The organism is Coleofasciculus sp. G1-WW12-02 (assembly GCF_040219735.1).
Lineage (GTDB): Bacteria > Cyanobacteriota > Cyanobacteriia > Cyanobacteriales > Coleofasciculaceae > Coleofasciculus.
In genome coordinates, this window is the sequence record NZ_JAVJRX010000036.1 from 1 (window position 1) to 19,833 (window position 19,833).

Annotated in this window: 20 protein-coding genes; 6 read left to right on the top strand and 14 right to left on the bottom strand. The window is 44.8% G+C overall.

The annotated features are described in order from the left end of the window. Positions 1–203: 203 nt before the first annotated feature. Positions 204–1,193 (top strand): hypothetical protein, encoded by a 990-nt coding sequence (locus RID09_RS05585; RefSeq protein ID WP_446334963.1) that lies wholly within the window; start codon positions 204–206, stop codon positions 1,191–1,193. 132 nt (positions 1,194–1,325) lie between these two features. Here RID09_RS05585 and RID09_RS05590 read toward each other — a convergent pair whose 3' ends face one another. Then, positions 1,326–1,607, bottom strand: coding sequence for a hypothetical protein (locus tag RID09_RS05590; RefSeq protein ID WP_446334964.1), 282 nt, complete (start codon positions 1,605–1,607; stop codon positions 1,326–1,328). A 502-nt stretch (positions 1,608–2,109) separates the two neighbouring features. Here RID09_RS05590 and RID09_RS05595 point away from each other — a divergent pair. The 3 genes from RID09_RS05595 to RID09_RS05605 all read left to right on the top strand — a co-directional run bounded on the left by RID09_RS05595 (position 2,110) and on the right by RID09_RS05605 (position 4,959). Continuing rightward, entirely contained in the window at positions 2,110–3,279 is a 1,170-nt protein-coding gene (locus RID09_RS05595) for a hypothetical protein (RefSeq protein ID WP_446334965.1), read from the top strand. Then, a complete protein-coding gene (locus RID09_RS05600) occupies positions 3,269–4,261 on the top strand; it encodes a pentapeptide repeat-containing protein (protein ID WP_446334966.1) in 993 nt (330 codons plus the stop codon). The genes RID09_RS05595 and RID09_RS05600 overlap by 11 nt, the downstream gene beginning before the upstream one ends. A gap of 137 nt (positions 4,262–4,398) precedes the next feature. After that, positions 4,399–4,959, top strand: coding sequence for a Uma2 family endonuclease (locus RID09_RS05605; RefSeq protein ID WP_446334967.1), 561 nt, complete (start codon positions 4,399–4,401; stop codon positions 4,957–4,959). A gap of 212 nt (positions 4,960–5,171) precedes the next feature. On the opposite strand, the gene RID09_RS05610 is transcribed toward RID09_RS05605, so the two are convergent. From RID09_RS05610 to RID09_RS05625, 4 genes are all read right to left on the bottom strand, one after another. Next, complete coding sequence (locus RID09_RS05610) at positions 5,172–5,486, bottom strand: DUF1816 domain-containing protein (protein ID WP_446334968.1); 315 nt, start codon at positions 5,484–5,486, stop codon at positions 5,172–5,174. 294 nt (positions 5,487–5,780) lie between these two features. Continuing rightward, entirely contained in the window at positions 5,781–6,353 is a 573-nt protein-coding gene (locus RID09_RS05615) for a ferritin-like domain-containing protein (RefSeq protein WP_446334969.1), read from the bottom strand. 21 nt (positions 6,354–6,374) lie between these two features. Further along, positions 6,375–6,587 carry a hypothetical protein gene (locus RID09_RS05620; protein ID WP_446334970.1) on the bottom strand — a complete coding sequence of 71 codons (213 nt, stop codon included), beginning with the start codon at positions 6,585–6,587 and terminating at the stop codon, positions 6,375–6,377. Then, positions 6,577–7,026, bottom strand: a complete 450-nt coding sequence (locus tag RID09_RS05625; RefSeq protein WP_446334971.1) for a response regulator — start codon at positions 7,024–7,026, stop codon at positions 6,577–6,579. The genes RID09_RS05620 and RID09_RS05625 overlap by 11 nt, the downstream gene beginning before the upstream one ends. Positions 7,027–7,394: 368 nt before the next feature. Here RID09_RS05625 and RID09_RS05630 point away from each other — a divergent pair, with 368 nt between their 5' ends. Beyond that, the gene (locus RID09_RS05630) at positions 7,395–8,582 is read left to right on the top strand and encodes an aminotransferase class V-fold PLP-dependent enzyme (protein ID WP_446334972.1); all 1,188 of its coding nucleotides are present in this window, start codon (positions 7,395–7,397) and stop codon (positions 8,580–8,582) included. A 61-nt stretch (positions 8,583–8,643) separates the two neighbouring features. Here RID09_RS05630 and kaiC read toward each other — a convergent pair whose 3' ends face one another. The 3 genes from kaiC to RID09_RS05645 all read right to left on the bottom strand — a co-directional run bounded on the left by kaiC (position 8,644) and on the right by RID09_RS05645 (position 11,810). Continuing rightward, on the bottom strand, positions 8,644–10,203 hold the full coding sequence (gene kaiC, locus RID09_RS05635) for a circadian clock protein KaiC (RefSeq protein ID WP_446334973.1): 1,560 nt from the start codon (positions 10,201–10,203) through the stop codon (positions 8,644–8,646). 93 nt (positions 10,204–10,296) lie between these two features. After that, a complete protein-coding gene (kaiB, locus tag RID09_RS05640) occupies positions 10,297–10,611 on the bottom strand; it encodes a circadian clock protein KaiB (RefSeq protein WP_446334974.1) in 315 nt (104 codons plus the stop codon). A 281-nt stretch (positions 10,612–10,892) separates the two neighbouring features. After that, a complete protein-coding gene (locus RID09_RS05645; protein WP_446334975.1) occupies positions 10,893–11,810 on the bottom strand; it encodes a circadian clock protein KaiA in 918 nt (305 codons plus the stop codon). 317 nt (positions 11,811–12,127) lie between these two features. On the opposite strand from RID09_RS05645, the gene RID09_RS05650 reads away from it, so the two are divergent. Continuing rightward, on the top strand, positions 12,128–15,547 hold the full coding sequence (locus RID09_RS05650) for an ATP-binding protein (protein ID WP_446334976.1): 3,420 nt from the start codon (positions 12,128–12,130) through the stop codon (positions 15,545–15,547). Between the two features lie 530 nt (positions 15,548–16,077). Here RID09_RS05650 and RID09_RS05655 read toward each other — a convergent pair. The 6 genes from RID09_RS05655 to RID09_RS05680 form a co-directional block, all read right to left on the bottom strand. Further along, a complete protein-coding gene (locus tag RID09_RS05655; RefSeq protein ID WP_446334977.1) occupies positions 16,078–16,689 on the bottom strand; it encodes a hypothetical protein in 612 nt (203 codons plus the stop codon). Between the two features lie 182 nt (positions 16,690–16,871). Then, positions 16,872–17,636, bottom strand: coding sequence for an SDR family oxidoreductase (locus RID09_RS05660; RefSeq protein ID WP_446334978.1), 765 nt, complete (start codon positions 17,634–17,636; stop codon positions 16,872–16,874). Between the two features lie 26 nt (positions 17,637–17,662). Further along, entirely contained in the window at positions 17,663–18,322 is a 660-nt protein-coding gene (locus tag RID09_RS05665; protein WP_446334979.1) for a DUF2301 domain-containing membrane protein, read from the bottom strand. Positions 18,323–18,443: 121 nt separating this feature from the next. Next, the gene (locus RID09_RS05670) at positions 18,444–19,247 is read right to left on the bottom strand and encodes an SAM hydrolase/SAM-dependent halogenase family protein (protein ID WP_446334980.1); all 804 of its coding nucleotides are present in this window, start codon (positions 19,245–19,247) and stop codon (positions 18,444–18,446) included. 157 nt (positions 19,248–19,404) lie between these two features. Next, entirely contained in the window at positions 19,405–19,632 is a 228-nt protein-coding gene (locus RID09_RS05675) for a hypothetical protein (protein ID WP_446334981.1), read from the bottom strand. Beyond that, positions 19,622–19,801: a hypothetical protein gene (locus tag RID09_RS05680; RefSeq protein WP_446334982.1), complete on the bottom strand. Its 180-nt coding sequence runs from the start codon at positions 19,799–19,801 to the stop codon at positions 19,622–19,624. Before RID09_RS05680 ends, RID09_RS05675 begins: the two co-directional genes overlap by 11 nt. Positions 19,802–19,833 lie beyond the last annotated feature (32 nt).

Here is a 19,833-nt window from a genome sequence, read left to right on the forward strand (position 1 = left end):
GTGGGTCACACGGGAACTCTCCAGGAATACTGGATAAACGCTTCAGGACAGTTAGCCCTCTGGTGTATTGATGAGAGTCAATACTTTAAGGCTTCTGGATGAATGAAGAATCCCCCGTGTTTTCAACCGGGGGAGTGTCAACGGAAGATGGCTATCATTTGTGAGCTAGATTGAAAGGAGAATCTGAATTTTAAAATAACCTGATGAAGAAACCAGTCGTCCTGAGTGCTATTGTGTTACTGATTGCCGGATGGGGGATAACGCCACCCTCTCCCTCTGTCAATGCTCAAACACCATTAGTTGCTCCCCAAACCCTTCCCGATGCAACCGAAAGTGCGGCTGAAGCGAAATCAACGATAGTCTTACTTGATCCAGGCGCTCAACCCCGGCAAATTTTGCGGTTTAAACCCGCCGCCAATACCAAGCAAACCACAGTCCTGACGATGAATATGGACATGACGGGGACGGTAGATGGTCAGGTGATGCCTAATATCAATATGCCTGCTATACAGATGACCATTGAGTCAGAGGTGACTCAGGTTGAGGCGAATGGGGATGCTCAGATTAAAGTGACTTACACTGATGTGGATGTGGTTTCGGATAAAACCGCTCCGCCGGAACTGATTCGGACTCTGCGATCGCAACTGCAACCCCTCCAGGATTTAACGATTACCTTTGTGATCGATCAGCAGGGAATCACCAAAGATGTAAACGTATCTGTACCCGAGGATCTTGATCCCAACCTCGAACAACTTCTACAGCAAATGTTGGGTTCTTTAGAGCAATTATCAGCGGTACCTTTTCCCGAAGAAGCCGTAGGAGTGGGAGCAACGTGGCAAGTATCTAGCGCTGTACCCGTTTCCGAGTTGCCATTGGATCAGATCCAAGTCTTATATGAGGTGGAAGATATTGAGGATGATCAGGTCACGCTAAAGATGAGTATGCAACAGCAATCTCAAGAATCGAGCCAGATGGATCTTCCTGGAGCGCCTCCCGGTGTGAATTTTAAGGTTCAGTCTTTTGCCACGCAAAGCGCTGGAACAATGACTATCGGGTTTGATCGGATCATGCCTCTTAATGGAATGATGTCTACACTTTCTAACATGGAATTTTTGCTTACGGCACCTGAGAGTGAGCAAGAAACGCTGATGCGGATGACTTCGTCTGTGCAAATAATGATGGATTCTTTATAAGATCTACTTATTCGTTAGACATCAAAAGCCTGTACCAGAGAAAGAGCTAAATATAATTGGAGATTTAATCCAAAATCCCACAACCCAAAGTTGTGGGATAAATTGATTATAGAGTCAATTAAACAGAATGCTTTAGTTTTGATAGAATTTACCCTCGATATGATCTAACTTTTCCTCAATTTCAAAATGGTTGAGTTGTTCCCAAGCATCCGCGATCGCGAGAATTTCGCCAATCACGGAATGAGCATTTTGAGAGGGTAAAATATCAGACAGTTGCCAACTACCTTGGTCGAAAACCGTATCCTCCAACATGATAATATTGTGTTCAAGTTCTCTTCTAGCCTCTTGGAGTAATTGACTGAGGCGTTTGGCATTGCGTTTTTTGGCTTTGAGTTGTTGACGAGTAAATAACATAGTGATTTAGAGTGAGTCGATTACGACTCGTCGATAAGGGGTCAAACTGTCCCTAAAAGGGGTCAGTATTTATAATTTTCTTAGAGTGTGCCAGTTGATCAGGATGATTTCTAGGGGAGATGGGGGAGTCTGTTCCAGACGTGCCATGGCAAGTCTGGGAGCAGAGGAAGCAGGGGATATAGGGGCGGGTTTTACAGATAACTTATGGCAACAACTGATAACTTACATAAACCCGCCCTTCTGGGGGAGCAGGGGAGACAACTTACATAGCTTGCTTCTCGATGAAAGCGAGTATGACAAATGACGAATGACAAATGACAGTCTTGATATCATAGAGTTAGTAAAGTTGGAAACCCCTTTGGATAAAAGTATTGACAAATAAAATAATGTGTGCTAAAAGTTCTAAGAACGTACCAATGTTCAAGACATCCGACTCACGAACAAAACGCGGCAGATTATTTCTCTATAAAAGCGATAATTTCACAATTCATCATTCAGATTAATGCCAGGGTTATTAAGTTTAGATAGAATTGTTAAAAATTTGGAAACCCACGACAATTCAACACGGATTAAAAAGTTAATGGTTTATACCTGCCAAAATCAGTGGGAAAACGAGCTAGCAATTCTGAACCAGTATGAATTCTCCGATTTAATCCAACAACTTCGCGCCTCGCATTTCAGTCTAGATCAGCTTCGTTCAACGCTTTATAGCTTTGCTGAAACGTTGAACCGCCAAGCGGAATATTTACTAGTGGCTGATACGATTATTCATCAATTAGAACCTCTCTATAGTGAACCCGACGAGTTAACTCAAGTCGTAGCCGCAAAATCCCAGCCTAAAGCTTCAAGTCAGCCGCCATGGATTGTCTCAGAAATCGCCAGGGAACTAGAAGAAGATAATAATATCCTACGGCTCAAAAAACTCATGGTTTATGTCTGCAAAAATCGGTGGGAAACAGAGTCCCAGATTCTAGATCAATTGAACTTGGCAGATTTAATTCAAGACCTAAGAGAATCTTACCCTAGCATCGAAAAACTGAGTGCAGCACTCAAGCAGCAAGTGCAAACGCTCAACCGACAGGCGGAATATATTGTCGTGGCAAAAACGATTTTAAAGGCGCTGCAAAAACTCTATACTGATGATTCAGAAATCACCACTGTCAAATCAGCTAAAGCGGTGCGATCGCAGCCGCCAGCGCCACCACCGACAAAATTGTCCCCACAAGTCAATACGGGGACGCGAAAACGGGAAGATAAAGACAACCAGAGAGAATTTTCTAATCCCCAATCCCCAATCTCCAATCCTCAATTTCCACTTGTTAAAGGTCAGGAAATCCCACAAAACGCCACTCAGGATTTAAGTTCACAAACATACCCTTATGATCCCTTTGATTTACGTCTGAATGTAATGAAATATACGACTCCATTGCGGGCAAAATTATTAATTTTTTCGGCACTCTATCGCCCCGTTCAGAAAACGCAACATGATTGGTTATTAATGAAAACCAAGCCCTTAGATGATTTGTTGTATGAATTGTTTTCTAATTGTCCCACACTTGAGGAACTCGAAACTAAGCTTTATCATACAGTACAAGCCCTTGAGGACTCCGATGAAAACACTCAAGCCGCTGGCGCGATCGTGCAATCAATGAAACTATTCTATGAACGTTAAGGAACTCCTACAGCGCTATGAAGCGGGAGAAACGAAGTTTAGTGGTGTCAGTCTCAGTGGGGTCAATTTGTTTGGGGCGGACTTAATTGGTATTGTTCTCAGTGGTGCTGATTTACATGGCGCTACGCTAATTTTTGCCTACCTGAGTCGCGCTAATTTAAGGAAAGCAAATTTAGTGGGGACGCGGTTAAGTGGCGCGAATTTAAATCAGGCTTGGCTGAGTGGTGTTAATTTAAGTAATGCCGATTTACATGGGGCAAGTTTACAAAGTGCTGACTTAAGAAGCGCCAATCTGACATTAGCCAGTTTGCTCGATGCAAATTTAATGGATGCTGATTTGCGGGGGGCAAATTTAAGTGGGGCGGATTTAACCGGGGCGTGTTTGCGCGGGGCTAATTTGCGAGAAGAGAAGCGTATGTATACCGCTAAGCTGCGGGGGGCAATCTTGCAGAACGTCGATTTACAAGGGGCAGATTTACGGGGAGCAGATTTGTTGAAAGTTAACTTAAGTGGTGCCAATTTAAGGGAAACAAATTTGCGGGAAGCTGATTTGCGGGGGGCAGATTTGAGTGGCGCCAATTTGAGTTCGGCATTTTTGACAGAAGTGAATTTGATGGGGGCGAATTTGCGCGGCACTATTCTGAAGAATGTCAGATTAGAACGGGCGATTTTGACTGAAGCAGATTTAACCGGAGTGAATTTACAGGGCGCTGTGATGCCAGATGTAAAGTTGAGTAAAGCCCAAGTGAGTCGGGGAAATCTGAGTTTTGCGCGATTGAATCGGGCGGATTTGAGTCGGACAAATTTACGGGAAGCGAATTTGAGTGAGTCGGATTTGATTGAGGCATATTTGGCAAGAACAAACCTAATGGGGGCTAATTTGAGCAATGCTAATCTGACACGGGCAGAATTGAGTACTACTAATTTAATGGGGGCAAATTTGCAGGGGGCGACAATGCCTGATGGTAGGATTCATGAGTGATATCAGCTCCATTCTTACTTGAGCTTTGACGCGGAAATTTATTTCCTGGCGTACTGAGTTGGCGACACTTTGCTTAAGTCAGTGACATTCAAGTTAAGATGGAGACAGCACCTGTTTTTAGGTCATCGCGATCGCCTATGATAACTACAGAACAAGTTCGCTGGACTGTTGGTGATTTAGAACTCTTTCCAGAAGACGGAAAACGTTATGAAATCATTGATGGAGAACTGACTGTGACGAGAGCGCCTCATTGGAAGCATCAGGAGGTTACCGGCAATGTGTATGCTCAGTTACAGACTTGGTCGCGTCAGACAGGTTTAGGTAGAGCCGCGATCGCTCCTGGTATTATCTTCTCAACAACCGATAGCGTCATCCCTGATGTAGTTTGGGCAAGTAATCAGCAATTAGAGGAATGCTTAGATGAGTCTGGACACTTAACCGCTGCGCCTGAGTTGGTTGTTGAGGTGCTATCTAAAGGGAGTAAAGATAGACAACGGGATTTAGAGTTAAAGCTCAAACTTTATTCCACCCAGGGAGTGCACGAATATTGGATTCTAGATCGCCAGAAGCAAGAGATTAAAGTTTATCGGCGCGAACAGGCGATGCTGAAGCTAGTAGTAACATTGTTTGCTCAAGATGTACTTACAACTCCGCTTCTGCCTGGGTTTAGCTGTATAGTGGGAGAACTCTTTAACTAGGGCTTGCTGAATAAGTTGTGGGTGAAGGGAGCGGGGGAAGCAGGGGGAGCAGGGGGAGCAATGATACATTTTCCCTGATAGCGGTGCAAGGGTATGAAAGGGTTTTACCCTATTTCCTTGAAGATGATCCAATGTCTATGCTACTCAAAGCCTTGATAGATAAGGGTTTTGCAGTTGTGCAGCAAGCCCTAACTAATTTTTCAGAAATCGGACTAAGAAAATCGTTTTGAATTATACACAAAATCAAAAATACCGGATTTAAAATTATCGGCGGGTTCATTGCCAGTAATGGTCAGTAATTTGGGTTGACCTTGCTTCAGTTCAATTGTTCTAATTTCACAGCCTTCTTCTTTTAAATCCTCGATATACCCTGATTGGTAAAGTTTGGCTTGTTTGCCACTGCCAAAAGGTCCAAAGTAGTAGGTGCAGTGGGGGTTATCTGTGACAATTTTCAGCCACCACGCCAAACCCAAGCGTTCTAAGGAAGCAAGAAATGTATTTTGCTGTTTTTTCCAAAAACCAGTCATCTTTTTTGGTAAGTCCGTTACTGGATCTGTTGACACCCTGCTCGTCATGGATGACATTCCTCAATGTTGCTATAGGTACCCTAGAGGTTTGGAGTTTTCAAACTTTAACATTATCAATGTCTATAACGCAATGTCTTCTATCTAAAGAATGAGTATTGACTTAAGTTATCCTGTAACGCTGAATACAAATATTATTTTAGACAGGCAAAAATCCCGCACCCAATTTGTGTTTTGGTAGCACGGGATACATTTTACCTGAAGTTACGCGATCGCACGCCCGACAAAACTAATCGATTAGCTAGGTTTAGTTCTGGGATCGATAGCCGCTAGCAAATCGGCAAGTTCACTGGCGTGATCTTCTTCATCTTCCAGAATGCTTTCGACTATATGACGAGTTGTGGGATCAGCATGACCAAAAAAGCCGACTAACTTGCGATAAACTTCAATCGCAATCCGCTCGGCGACTAAATCTTCTTTAATCAATTGAGTCAACTCAATATTTGCACCCGTGCTACCGTACTCAGTCGATGAGCGCTCCATGATTGTCGCTGGATTAAAATCGGGATCACCCCCAAGCTGGTCAATACGCTCGGCGAGCATCATCGTATGTTCTTGTTCTTGCTCGGCGTGTTCAGCAAACTCCGCCGCAACTTGAGGATAGTTAATTCCCTTAGCAATAACCTGATGGTGACGGTAGCGCATTACACATAAAATTTCTGTGGCTAGCGCTTCGTTGAGGAACTGACAAGCTTGTTCGCGGTCTAGGGGATAATCTTCAGTAACGGCTCCCTCTTCAATAGATTGACGCGCCTGCTGGCGAATCTGATCGATATCATAAAGTTTATTGTTTGTTTGTGTGGCTGTCATAGGTGTTCATCCTTCTCATTATCAAGGGGTACTCCCCAATTCACCAACGACTTTTTGTTGGCTCTCGGAGCTAATTGAGTGACCCAAATCTTTACTAAACTTAACTTTAAACAAAGAGCCGGAGAAGCGCTTCTGTCCTAGGGGAGAGTTATCGGAGGAAGCCGCTTCTGCTTGCGTTCGATTGGGCAATACGGCAATCAGATAAGACATAATCCAAGAGGTGTTAGCAAACATTTGCCATGTTTCCCCATTCAAAGGGATAGATCTCAATCAGTTCACGCAGTCGATACTGTTGATAATTTTTCGGTGAACTTAAGCGGGCTTTATTAATGGTCTGAATAAGTTGATCACGGGAAAAAGGTTTACTGAGGTGAGCAGTAGCCCCTTGCTTCATTCCCCAAATTCTGTCAATTTCATGATTTTTAGCCGAACAAATAACAATAGGAATGTCCTGAGTATCCGGATGCTTTTTTAACTGACGACACACCTCAAATCCATTCATTTCTGGCATTATTAAATCAGTGACAATGACATGGGGTTGATAAAATACTGCCTTGTTCAGCGCTTCTTTCGGATTGGTTAGATTGATAATCCTATGATCGCTATCGCGCAGGTAAAGATTCATCAATGCTAACTGAGAGAGACTATCCTCAATCAATAAAATCTTACTCATGGGGAGATTATCCAAAAAACTAAATGGGCGAAAAATCAATAAAAATAGGAAGTTTTCTTAGAGATATATCAACTACTAGGATATCTTTACTTTTTGTAAAGAAAATCCGTTAATTCACTGAATGCTCCTACGCAGAATGGCTGATTTAAAGAAAAATGAATCGGTATATATGCTTATCGTTTTGACAAAATTGGGGTTAGAATGATGCATTCAGGAGGACAGGAAAAACTTGCCAATGGAGTTCCCAGAAGGGAGGATAGTAGTAAGACTATGTCCATCACCGACTTTTCCGTAAATTTAGTTAGGAGGTCTGGTTTTCCTCCGGAACCCATACACAGTATGGACGAGGTATCCAGCAGCAAATTAAGATGACAGACATCTCTGGTGCATCAACTCATCTGCAACACCATCGACAGCAGTTTCCGGCTTTAGCCAACAAAGCTTATTTCAACTTTGGCGGTCAAGGGACTCTCCCCTCAAGGTCGTTAACCGCGATTCAACAGGCTTATGAGTATACTCAGCATCATGGACCGTTTTCCGGTAAGGTCAATGAGTGGCGGGTGGAACAAACGCAGCAAACTCGAGACGCGATCGCGTCTGAGTTGAGAACGCCTCCAGAAACTATTACCCTCACCGAAAACGTGACCGCAGGCTGTAATATTGCTTTCTGGGGAATAGACTGGCAAGTTGGCGATCGCATCCTGCTCACGGATTGTGAACATCCCGGTATTGTGGCGACAGCCCAAGAGATTGGACGGCGATTTGGTGTAGAGGTGTCCACCTGTCCAATTATGGCGACGCTGAATCAAGGTGATCCCACCGCCGTGATTCAACAACACCTGACACCCCGTACCCGGTTAGTCGTTCTCAGTCATATCCTCTGGAATACGGGTCAAGTTTTGCCCTTAAAGGACATTGTGGAAACCTGTCGTGATGCAGTGACTGAAAACGCCCCGATCAGAATTTTAGTCGATGCGGCTCAATCCGTCGGTTCCTTACCTTTAAATTTAAGCGAACTTGGCGTAGACTTTTATGCATTTACGGGTCATAAATGGTGGTGTGGACCAGCTGGGGTTGGGGGTTTGTACGTGCGCCCTGATGTTTTAGAACACCTGCATCCCACGTTTATTGGTTGGCGTGGTATTGTCATAGACAAAACGGGTAAACCCATCGGTTGGAAACCTGATGGAGAGCGCTTTGAAGTCGCTACCTCCGCCTATCCTCTCTACGTCGGACTTCGAGAGGCGATCGCGACTCATCAGCAATGGGGAACGGATCAAAGCCGCTACGAAGAAATTTGTCAGCGCAGTCAGTATCTTTGGCAACGTTTATCTGAGTTAAACTCGGTTCGTTGCTTATTGACCTCTCCCCCCCAAGCCGGTCTAGTTTCCTTTGTCTTAACTAATAGCACACCTTCTTCCCAACTCGTCCAACAATTGGACCAAAAGGGTTTCCTGCTTCGCACGCTTCGTGATCCCGACTGCATTCGCGCCTGTGTTCATTACTTTACAGACTATGAGGAAATTGACCAGTTAGTGGACGCGATCGCTAGTTAATTTAAGTGATCAATAGAACACCATTCCCGCAACGGCAAATGACCAATGACAAATGACAAAACTATTCTGTTGACTTTTGTCGCACACCTTGCACAATCCGCGATAGTTCACTCTTTTCGTCAACAGTAATCCGACTCGGAGAACCACTGATGATTCGCTCGTAATTGCGGAATGAATCCTTAATTTCTGCCCCACCTTTGCTAATTGTGTACTCCCGGATTCCGGTATCGTGCCAAGATCCACGCATTTTAAACACATTAATTGCCCGGGACATTTGACCCCTAATTTCTACGTATTGCAGCATTAAAATTGTATCGGTAATCGTAGAAATATGGGAATCTGTAATCGAATTAGATCCCATAAATTGGTCAGTTGTATTTGTAAAAAAGCCCGTAATTTCTTCTTGCTTGGCGTAACCAGTCACCCCAATCACGAACTGACGGAACGCATTATTGCTTACTCCCCGCGCTAACGCCGAAAGCGAATCAATGGCAATGCGAGACGGTTTGAACTCCTGGATTTGGGATTGAATAATTTGCAAGTGATCTTCTAATCCGGCTGATTCGGGGTAAGAACAAAGAATTTTCAATAATCCTTTTTCCTCCATTTCCTCAAAATCGATTCCCCAGGATAAACCGTTTCGCGTGAGCTGCGCTCTGGATTCTTCGTAGGCGAAAAGTATCGCCCGTTCCTCATTTAAACAAGCGTCCTGAATAAATTTACTGACTAATAAGGTTTTTCCAGTTCCTGTGGCTCCCGTTGCCAAGATAATGGAATCTTTAAAGAAGCCACCGCCACACATTTCATCCAGGGTTTTAATTCCGGATGATACCCGCACATTGGACGAACGCTGCGTCAATTGCATGGCGCCTAAGGGGAAGATGTTAAATCCTTGATTAGTTAAGGTAAAGGGATATTCCCCTTTCATGTGGGTTGTACCCCGTAGCTTGAGAATTTCAATGGTGCGGCGTCGGCGTTCTCCTTCCAAAACATTGCGAATAATTACCACATTATCGGAGACAAACTCTTCCACGCCAAACCGCGCAACCGGTCCATATTCTTCAATGCGCTCTGTAGTCATGACTGTCGTCACTCCAATTTGCTTGAGGCGAGCGACTAAGCGAAAAATTTCTCGCCGCACAACTGAAGCGGCATCGTATTGTTGAAATATGGCGGTGATGGAATCAACGGAAACGCGCTTGGCTTTGTACTTGCGAATTGCGTATTGAATCCGCTCGATTAAAGCAGATAAATCAAAGTTACCCACAACTTCTTGTCCTTCTGGATCAGGAGAGGCGTCCAGAATAAAAAGTTTGCCGTCATCAATTAGCTTTTGCAGATTCCAGCCTAAGCTATGGGAATTTTTAATAATATCGTTGGGAGATTCTTCAAAGGTAACAAAGACACCCGGATCATCGAATTGAGTGATCCCGTTATAGAGGAACTGAACCGCGAACAATGTTTTGCCAGTACCAGAGGTACCACTAACCAGTGTGGTTCGACCCACGGGTAACCCCCCATGGCTGATATCATCGAACCCTTCAATCATCGTCCGGATTTTATGGATTCCTGCTGTGGTAAATTCCTCGGGTCTTTGCTCATCTAGATTAAATGGACTCATATTTTTTCGTCAAATTTAAAGATATAACTAAAATCACCGTAATCTGAGAATAGATCTCGGAGTCGCTATTATGCCATAAAATCTGAACGTTACCTAAAAATCAATCTCTCCATCGCGAATTTCTTCATAAAGCAGATCCAATCCGATTAAAACTTTTTCGCGATCGGACAGATCCCCAATAATTTTTCGCACTGGAGGGGGTAAGACTTTCGCTAGGGTTGGAGTTGCCAAAATTTTATCTTCCTCAGCAAGTTGAGGACTTTTGAGAACATCAATTACTTTCAGGGCGTAAACCCCTTGAAATTCCTGTTCTAGGATATTTTTAAGTGTTTTCAATGCTGTAACTGAGTGGGGAGTATTCCCAGCCACGTAAAGCTTAAGGACATAAGTTTTTTTTAAGGGACTCATAGGGTTAGCCATTAGGAATCAGCGAAGGATAGTTGCAACTTTAAAAGTAACCCGAAATAAATTCGTTCACCATTCACCTGGATGGGTCGTAAGCTAATTGCCAATGCCAAGATTATAGCGGTTCTCACTCTTGATGAAATACAAGCATCTGTTTTTTTGTTCGTGCTACTCCTTTACTCCAAGCACGCTCCATGCGTCATGGTTCATTGCCTGGTGAAGTTGCCATGAACGAGGAGCCTGAGACTGTATTCCATGAAACCAATAATTTCTACCTCTCTCAATTATAACTCTCTCGGAATCGAGCGACGATACATTTCACCTAAATGGGCAATCACATCGATCAGCGTTAGGCGATAGTCTGTGAGAATATCTTCACTGCGACCCTCTAGCTTGAGTTGTTGAGAAAAATCATCCATTAAATCCATGTGAATTTCTACAATTCTAGAAACGGATATGTCGGCAAAAAATGCTTCATTGACAAAATTATCAATTAACTGGTTAATCGTGGTATCTTGACTGAAGTACATTAAAACAATCTGACGATAATCCCTCTTAAGTTGTTCGATCAGCTTGATTCTTTCATTTTGCGGTAAATAGCGAAAGAAAAACTGAGGATTTCGTTTATAGTACACACCGAGATAGCCCAGTCGCTCTTTGAGTTTCTCAGATAACCGATACTGCTGTTTCATTAAAGAACCCCGATGATTTTCCTCGGCTTTGTGATCCGCATTAGCCAGAAGATCGGGCAAGTTGCAGTTCGGAGACAGAGAAAGAAACTGGGTAATTGCCTGTTCTATTAAATGTTCTATCTCAGAGAGTTGGATAGTATCGAGTCGGACTTCAGCGGCGTGAAACAGATAATGCACCTCCCCTGGTGTAAAATGAACGGTTGTCTGAATCGGGTTGGGCTGACCATTTGTGACAACAACAGGATTGTTATCTTTTGATTCTTTGGGTAAAATCACCAGAGGAAGGAGGGTTCCTTGTTCGTACAACTGATTAATAACGGGTGGTAAGGATTCATCTTCTTGCAGCACTAAACAATCGATGTGCTGCTGTTTTTGTTCAACGAACTCCAGGAACTCAGCCTCTGAGTTCGCGATCGATAACAGATAGCGATCGCCACTTAAAACCTGGCTCAGTGACTGCGCCAGGGCTGGGGAACGAACAAAAATACCAATCGACAGTTGAGGATGCAAAACGATAGAACTTTAATAGACAATACAGTTGAAAAACAACCTTACCCATTGCCGAGTTAAATCACTCGACTGTAAAGTATTTTAACAAAATTTTTATAAACTTAATTAACATTGCGTTAAATACTCTAAGAATTGTAAGTAATTGTAAGCACTTTGCCCTTTCCCCCCCCCATCCAGAGCAATAATTGAACTAGAGCTGTGGTTGTGTTGGTCAGCGTCAGAGTTTCTGACGCTACTCGGCTTATGGGTAACTTAATATACATTGATAACCTGCGACCCAGCCGCTTCCCTTGATTTGAGCTAGATTGGTCATATCCATGTCAACTCCCAGTTTAAAAGAATGTGCTGCTCCGGTTCCGATTTGTTCACAAACCACTGATCTGACTGCCTTACTGGAAATTTTTCACGCATCAGGGAGTGACTCGATTGTTGTAGTCAGTGAGCAGCAATATCCCCTGGGAGTCGTGAATCTGCGACAGATTATTCCCCATCTCCTAACCGGAGGGAGGTCAGCAGCAACTCTAGGAGAAAGAGCAACTGAAGATGTCTCTCAACCGCTCTCGGAACTGGAACCCTCTGTAATTGAACCCCTAGCGATTCTACCAGCATCGTTGACAATCAGCCAATTCTGGACTATTCTACCTGACTTAGACGGGGGAACACTAGACACACCACTCGATACATCCAACATTCCCGACCCTAAAGGTTCTAGACAATGGGCATTAGTCGAACCCAATGGCAGATTTTTGGGACTGCTCAATAGCTGGCAATTATTGCAATTCTTAGCGCCTAAATCCCAGACTGAGGATGTAGAGACGTTGCCTGCAACGTCTCTACGTCAGGGCGGGTTTAGCACAAACATTGCCATCAATAGCCAAAAGAAAGTTCATTCACCCGCCCCTACAACCCATTCCCTTGATAGTCGCGAAGGGTTCCCCAATCCCCAATCCCCCCTAATCCAACTACTCGAACAACTACCACTACCCCTGAGTTTACAAACTGCAACCGGGCAAGTCTTGTCAGAAAATCTGGCTTGGCGTCAGCAGATAGGACTATCCTGGAAACATCCAACTGGGATAGAGTCAACGTCGGTTGAATCACCATCTAATGTAGGCGTCCTCAGTCATAACCCTCAGTCCGAGTCAACCCGCTACTGTGCCAATTGGCAGACAAATCCTCAGGTGACAGAACCATTAACTGTAGCCGATCCCAAGCCCACCCCAATGGAACTCAACAATCGGGAGAAACCAGTGGCTTGGGGCGTTGGTTATGAACCTCAGCCAATATTCACCTCCCCTAGAGCGATAGGTTTTGACTGTGGAGGCGAAGGCACCCGTCCCATGGCAACCCATGCTCAACATCCAGAACTTGAGTCTACAGCGACATCCCCATATCCTCAAGACTCACGAATGGATAGGGAAATGCGAGAAACCACAACAATCCAGGATCGCCAGTTTTCGTTGACAAAAATGCCTCTATCCCCATCGTTGTTTCCAGAATTGGCAACGGAGAACTGGAAAAATGCACCATGGAAAGACTCACCATGGCAGGTTTCTACACAATCAGACACAGCCAACTCCCCGATCCCAGAAAATACTCTCAATCCCCCTAATTCACAGCTTTGGTTAGTCATGGCGCAAGACACGACAGAGCAGCAGCAAGTCGCTCAAGAACTGACTGCCAAAAATGCAGATTTAGTCCAACTCAACCGCCTGAAAGATGAGTTTTTAGCCTGTATTAGCCACGAACTCAAGACACCACTCACTGCCGTTTTAGGATTATCAACTCTGCTCAAAGATCAATCCTTGGGAGAACTCAATCAACGTCAAGCTCGTTATGCTCGGTTAATTTATCAGAATGGGCGTCAACTGATGGCGGTGGTCAATGATATTCTGGATCTAACGCGCATGGAAACAGGTCAGCTCGAACTGACCTTAGAGCCAGTGCAGATTCAAAGCGTGTGCGATCGCGCCTATAAACAAGCGCTCCAAGTCTACTCAGACAAAGATCAAACCCAAGAAGGCACAACACCTGACATCTCCTTTGTTTTAGAGATTGAACCCGGACTAGAAACCATCATTGCCGATGAACTGCGGCTGCGGCAAATGCTGACGCACCTGCTATCCAATGCGCTCAAATTTACCGACAGCCAAAACACCGTGGGTTTAAAGGTTAACAATCAAGATGGTTGGATAGCCTTTACCATCTGGGACACAGGAATTGGCATTCCCGAAGACAAGCAGCACTTGATTTTCCAGAAATTCCAGCAATTAGAAGAACCGCTCACTCGTCGATTTGAGGGGACAGGTTTAGGATTAGTCTTAACCCAACGCTTGGCTCGTTTACATGGGGGAGATATCTCGTTTATATCTAAAAGCGGTAACGGTAGCGAGTTTACCCTGCTCCTTCCCCCCTGTCCACCTTCTGGCAGGGATTTGGCAGAGACTGAGGACTGGGGACAGGCGAACGCAAACTTCCCATTTTCCAATCGTAATCGTTTAGTGTTAATTGTAGAAACTGTACCCCGCTATCTAGAAAGCGTGACGGTGCAGCTCAAACAGCTAGGCTATTGGGTGGTCAATGCTCGCTCAGGTCCAGAAGCACTCTCAAAAGCTCGTAGCTTACAACCAAGCATCATCTTGCTCAATCCCCTCCTCCCGCAAGTTTCGGGTTGGGATGTACTGACATTGCTCAAGTCTGATCCGCAAACTTGTCATATTCCTATCTTAGTCACAGCGACCCAAGCTGAAAAAGAACAGGCTTATAAAAATAAGGCGGATGGCTTCTTAAGTTTACCGGTTCAAGGGGAAGCATTGGCGAAAAGCCTGACTCGCTTGGGTAAACACCAGCGTTCCCCCAATCAGGTACTAACGTTGCTTTATCTGAGTGCTGGGTTAGTCGAGGTTCCCCTGGAATCGTCAAAACTAATTTCTCAGTTAACTGATGCACTAAGTTGCCAACATTCAGACTTGAAATACCGCATATTGGAAGCCGATGATTTAGAACAGGCAGAATTATTGGCGCGGGTTTGGCATCCGGATATCGTTTTGCTTGATGGGGCTGGGATTAACGATCCCCCAGGTTACTTTAAAACCTATTTGTTATATCCCACATTAGCGGATCTACCCATGATTACTCTGGATCATCAAACCACAGAAGCTGCCAATCAAGCGATGGGACTTTCTGTCTATCCCTGTTTAGCACCAGATAACCCACAGAAAATTACCACACTCCTGCAAGTGATTCAAATTGCGGCTGGAGTGAGTCGCAAGTCTAGCATTCTTATCTTTGATCTGTGCGACACTCAAGGAGTTAGTCCCAAATATCACGCCTTCAACACGAATCCCGTCACACCTTACACACCTTGGCTACGGGCATTGATTCAATATCTCCAAGCTGCTGGATTTAGAAGCCTATTCTCCCACTGTTGGTCAGATGTCTGCCATCAACTTCAACAACAAATGGTTGATGTATTGCTGATTCGGATCAAAGATATCGAGAATGATTCGGGCGTGGTTCAAGGATTAAGGGATCTGAGTCAGCTACCGAATCGACCCCCGATTCTTTTGCTGGATCATCGATTGCCCGATTCTTCTGTCAATGTTGGAGTCTCTGAGTCGGATCAGATAACGACGGAATTCGAGTCGCAATTACAAAGCGTTGCGACTAAAATTTTGCCCGGACGTTCCTATTCTATGAGTCAATTGTTAGAAGAAATTTATCAGGTTCTCGGCTAGGGCAAAGTGTTCTAAGCTTTCAGTATTTAGATTAGGATACCTAAATTCCCCAAAGGGAATAGGGAACAGGTAATATCCAATTTAAATGCACATCAGTTTAGTAAATATCAAGTAACAATCAGCGATTAACGATCAACAATTAATTTAGTCTGAATCCCTAGATAAGAGTGGCTGCCAATTCTGACCTCTAAATTTGACGCTCTGTCGAAATAGACGAGAGTCGCGGTAATCATCGCAAGTCCGATGAGGATGACGCCAATATCATTTTTTTCCATGGTAGTATGCCTTCATTGCTGATATCTTCAACAATAGACGGCTGACTCCATCCGGAGAAAATACACAGGGCAAGTTGCTGAATTGACTAGGGCATAAGGGTTTAACTTAACCAAGATTGGGGAACCGTTAGCTTTGGGGAGTGGACAATTTCTCAGCTAGCACTGCTTCCCCTGCTCCCTCTGCTTCCCCTGCTTTTAGCGCTTAAGTAGACACCAATGCTGTAAAACCCGCCCCTACACGCCTGTTCCCTCGCTTCAATGTAAATCTTCTTCCCAAATCCCGATATAGATTCGTCCCTCTTGTTGGCGTTCAATCACGCCTTCAAGATAATCTAGCCGAAAGGAAAACTGCTGAGATTGACGTTGCCACACTTGTTCTAATCCCTGTTGGATTTGCTGGTTAAGCTTGCACCCTAACATTCCATTCAATGTCAATATTACCGTCTGAGAATCAACTTCAGCCGTAAAGGAGGCTTCGGTTTGTCGAATTCGTCGAGAATTTCGGTCAAACAGAAAACCTAAACTGATCTGATCAGGTATTAATTCATAGAATACAGCACGAGTATTGGGCCAATAACCCCGTGCGGTTCCGGTGGGATCGCCTAATAGACGCATTACATCTTCTTTGGTAATTCCTGGCTGAAAGGCGGGAATGCCAACGCCTGTTGGGGCTTCTCGACACCGAGTTTCAATCATGTCTCCTAGAGGAGGTGGAAAGACATTGATGGATTCTAAGGGAAAGGTAGAAGGCTTTGAGGCAAGTCGGGAACTTAGTTGTAACCGCGTCAGTGGTGAAAAAAATTGATTGGATAGCACGATGGTAAAAATCCCGGCTATCAGGAAATTTGTAATGATGACTATTCCCATGACTATTTTATTAAAATTTGGAGGGCATGTATAGCACCGCAGATAATCGGTTTTTGCTACCTCATTTTTGGCAATTAAAAGGTTATAATAGGATTGGATTTATACTCAAAAATGGCGCATTTTTTAGGACTATCCAAACATTACGCCTTAAATAATTTGGTTAGAAAACTGTCGCTCGTTTTTTAGGAGTAAATCATTTTTCTTGTCATCCCACCATCAATGACAAAATTCGCACCCGTCATAAATGTGGCTGGGGAAGACGCTAAATAAACGGCGAATGCGGCAATGTCTTCTGGTTTGCCCACTCTACCCGCTGGATGTTGTTGATGATCCTGGGGGGTTAATTGGAGTTGATGTCTGGTTGAGGGTTTTTGCCATTCGCTGACGTCTATCCATCCCGGACTAATGGAATTGACTCGAATATCAGGACCGAGGCTAATTGCGAGGGCATGAGTTAAGGCGACGATTCCGCCTTTAGCCGCCGCATAAGCTTCTGTATTCGGTTCAGACATGAATGCACGGGTCGAAGCTATATTAATAATTATGCCTTGGTTTTGCCTGAGATAGGGAACAGTATGTTTGGCACAAAGAAATGCCCCGGTTAGATTAGTCGCCAGCTTGTGATTCCAATCGTCTAAACTGAGTTCTGTGATTGGGGGATTTTCGGGATTGGCAATTGCCGCATTATTGACCAAGACATCGATTCTGCCCCATTGGTTGTGGATGGCTTGAATCGCCTGTTTGACGGAATCTTCATTGGAAATATCCGTCTGAATAAATTGAATTGAACCAAGGGGTTGAAACTCGGCGGCTGTAGCTGTTCCCGCTTCTGGATCAATTTCTGCGATCGCGACGTTCATTCCCTGTTCTAAGAAGGCTTTCGCGATCGCCTTGCCAATCCCTTGTCCGCCTCCTGTAACAATAGCGACTTTCCGGTGCAAGCTCATCGGTTATTATCCCCCTAATCTAATCGTTATGAGTGAGCCGCACGTTGTTCTTTAAGATAGGCAAACACTGACTTATCGCCAATGTCAGGAGGAATCGGCTGGATTGCCTTACGCACCGCAAAGACCAAAAATAGCACCGTCCAAAGTCCTAAAAGCACCTGTTCCCCGGTAGCGGGTAACATATTAACTAAATGTCCCAGTAATAAGACGGGTACTAAGGGAGTCAGCAACTTAGTTTCAAAGCGGTTAAAACAAAATGCTTCTTTGAAATAAATCCCAGTTAACGCCACAAACACAAAACCAATCCCGAAGAGGGTAACGGGTTGGTTATACACGAAAAGGGCAAGGGGTTCGCTACTCTGGATGGCGAATACGACAGCCGCAATCGTGCCAATCCCCCAAAACAATTGTAGGAGTCGGTGTAGGGGGGCTAAATAGATATGAATCGTTGCCAGACTCACGCCTAGCGCCACACAGAATAAGCCATACAGGGGAGTGAGGGCGGTTAAAACGGTGGGATTATCCGGTTCCCATAAGACTAACCCACTAGCGATCGCAAAGCTCAATGCCGCGATTATCAGGCTACTGCGGTATACAATAACCCCTACGCGATCGCTGTCGGTAATCGTAAATTCGCCAAATTGACCCTGGTAAACCTCAGAGTCCCATTGTTGCTGTAGTACCATTTTATCTCCTCTCTATACCACGAGGGGGCTGGGAAAGCCCTGACTGTAGAGACGTTCCATGCAACGTCTCTACACCACACCTCCCTCATCTCCCAGCCAATACCCTCTGTCTTTATACAATTTAACCTTTGATTTCAGTGGCGACACTCACGTCTACCCTCTTCCCTAAATCTAACTGCAACTCGGATTGAGCGCTACCGCCATTCACAGCAATTTCTACCCAACCGTGACTCCCAATGAGGGCGATGAGTTCTCCTAGGGGGCGATCGCTATAGGTTTGACCCCTGGGGATCTGGCGTTGGTTGACGGTGACTGACCAAGTTTTTCCCCTCACGTCAGCGGCGGGAATATTGGTGATCAGGTTCCCGAAATGGTCAATATACTGGATAGAACCCGTGATCCCCGTCGCGGTTTTGGTCAGTTCCGGGATCGGCAATTGTACCAGAGTGCTAGGTTCGATGACTGATCCCAACTCGTCTAAGGGAACACCACTGGCAAGATGTGCGCCAACGGGGGCAAATATATCTCGACCATGGAATGTTTTACTAGGGGTGGGGGTGCGCCAGAAGTCTGGGTTAGTGAGTTCAACAGCAAAAACAATCGTACTTTTGGTTAAGATACCGCTAAATAATCCATTATCAGGTCCGACTAGGAAAGCATTATCCACTTGTAGCGCGATCGCACGGCGCTGGCTGCCTACACCGGGATCAACCACCGCCACATGAATGGTGCGATCGGGAAAATAGGGATAAGCGTTCATCAGATTAAATCGGGCGGCGGCGATGTTTTGCCGAGGTATCTCGTGGGTGAGATCGATGATCGTCAGGGCTGGGTTAATTTGGGCGATGACGCCTTTCATGACTCCCACGTAGACATCGTTAATGCCAAAGTCGCTTAATAGGGTGATGATTGGGGTTTGAGACATGATGAATCTAAATGAATTAAGTTAACTGGGCGGTTGAAACCACAGCTACACAAACAAAACCCGCCTGCGCGGGTTTCCACACCCCTAGTTTTTCTCTCTTTCCTTGTCAAGCGGACAAAAGTTTCGTTTGGTTCCACGATTTCCTTTTCAACAGGGCTTAAGTTGACACGGATGAAGGCTTGCGCCCGCACATAAGTACCTCATCTATTATTCCTTCCAAGCGCAGGAAATGCACTCGTCCCGATGCTTCCCCTGCAACAATTGTTATTCCATCGGGCGCAATAGCACAGCAGGTTAACTCACTCTCCCCAATGAAATTAGCAATTACCTCTCGACGTTCCAAATCCCAGATAGTGAGAATGTGGTCAGATGAACTAGATATCACGCACGTATTTAGCCAGAATCGCACTTTTACCGATACCGGGTTCGCCTTCAATAATAAAATAACCGCTAGGCTGACTGGTCAGAAATTCCTCTATCGCCTGAAACACAAATTCACGCCCAACAAACCCGGCTGTCTTCTCCTCAATTAATGATTGAAAGGAGTGACGCACAGGATATCAAGGTTTATAAATCTTGCCCACCC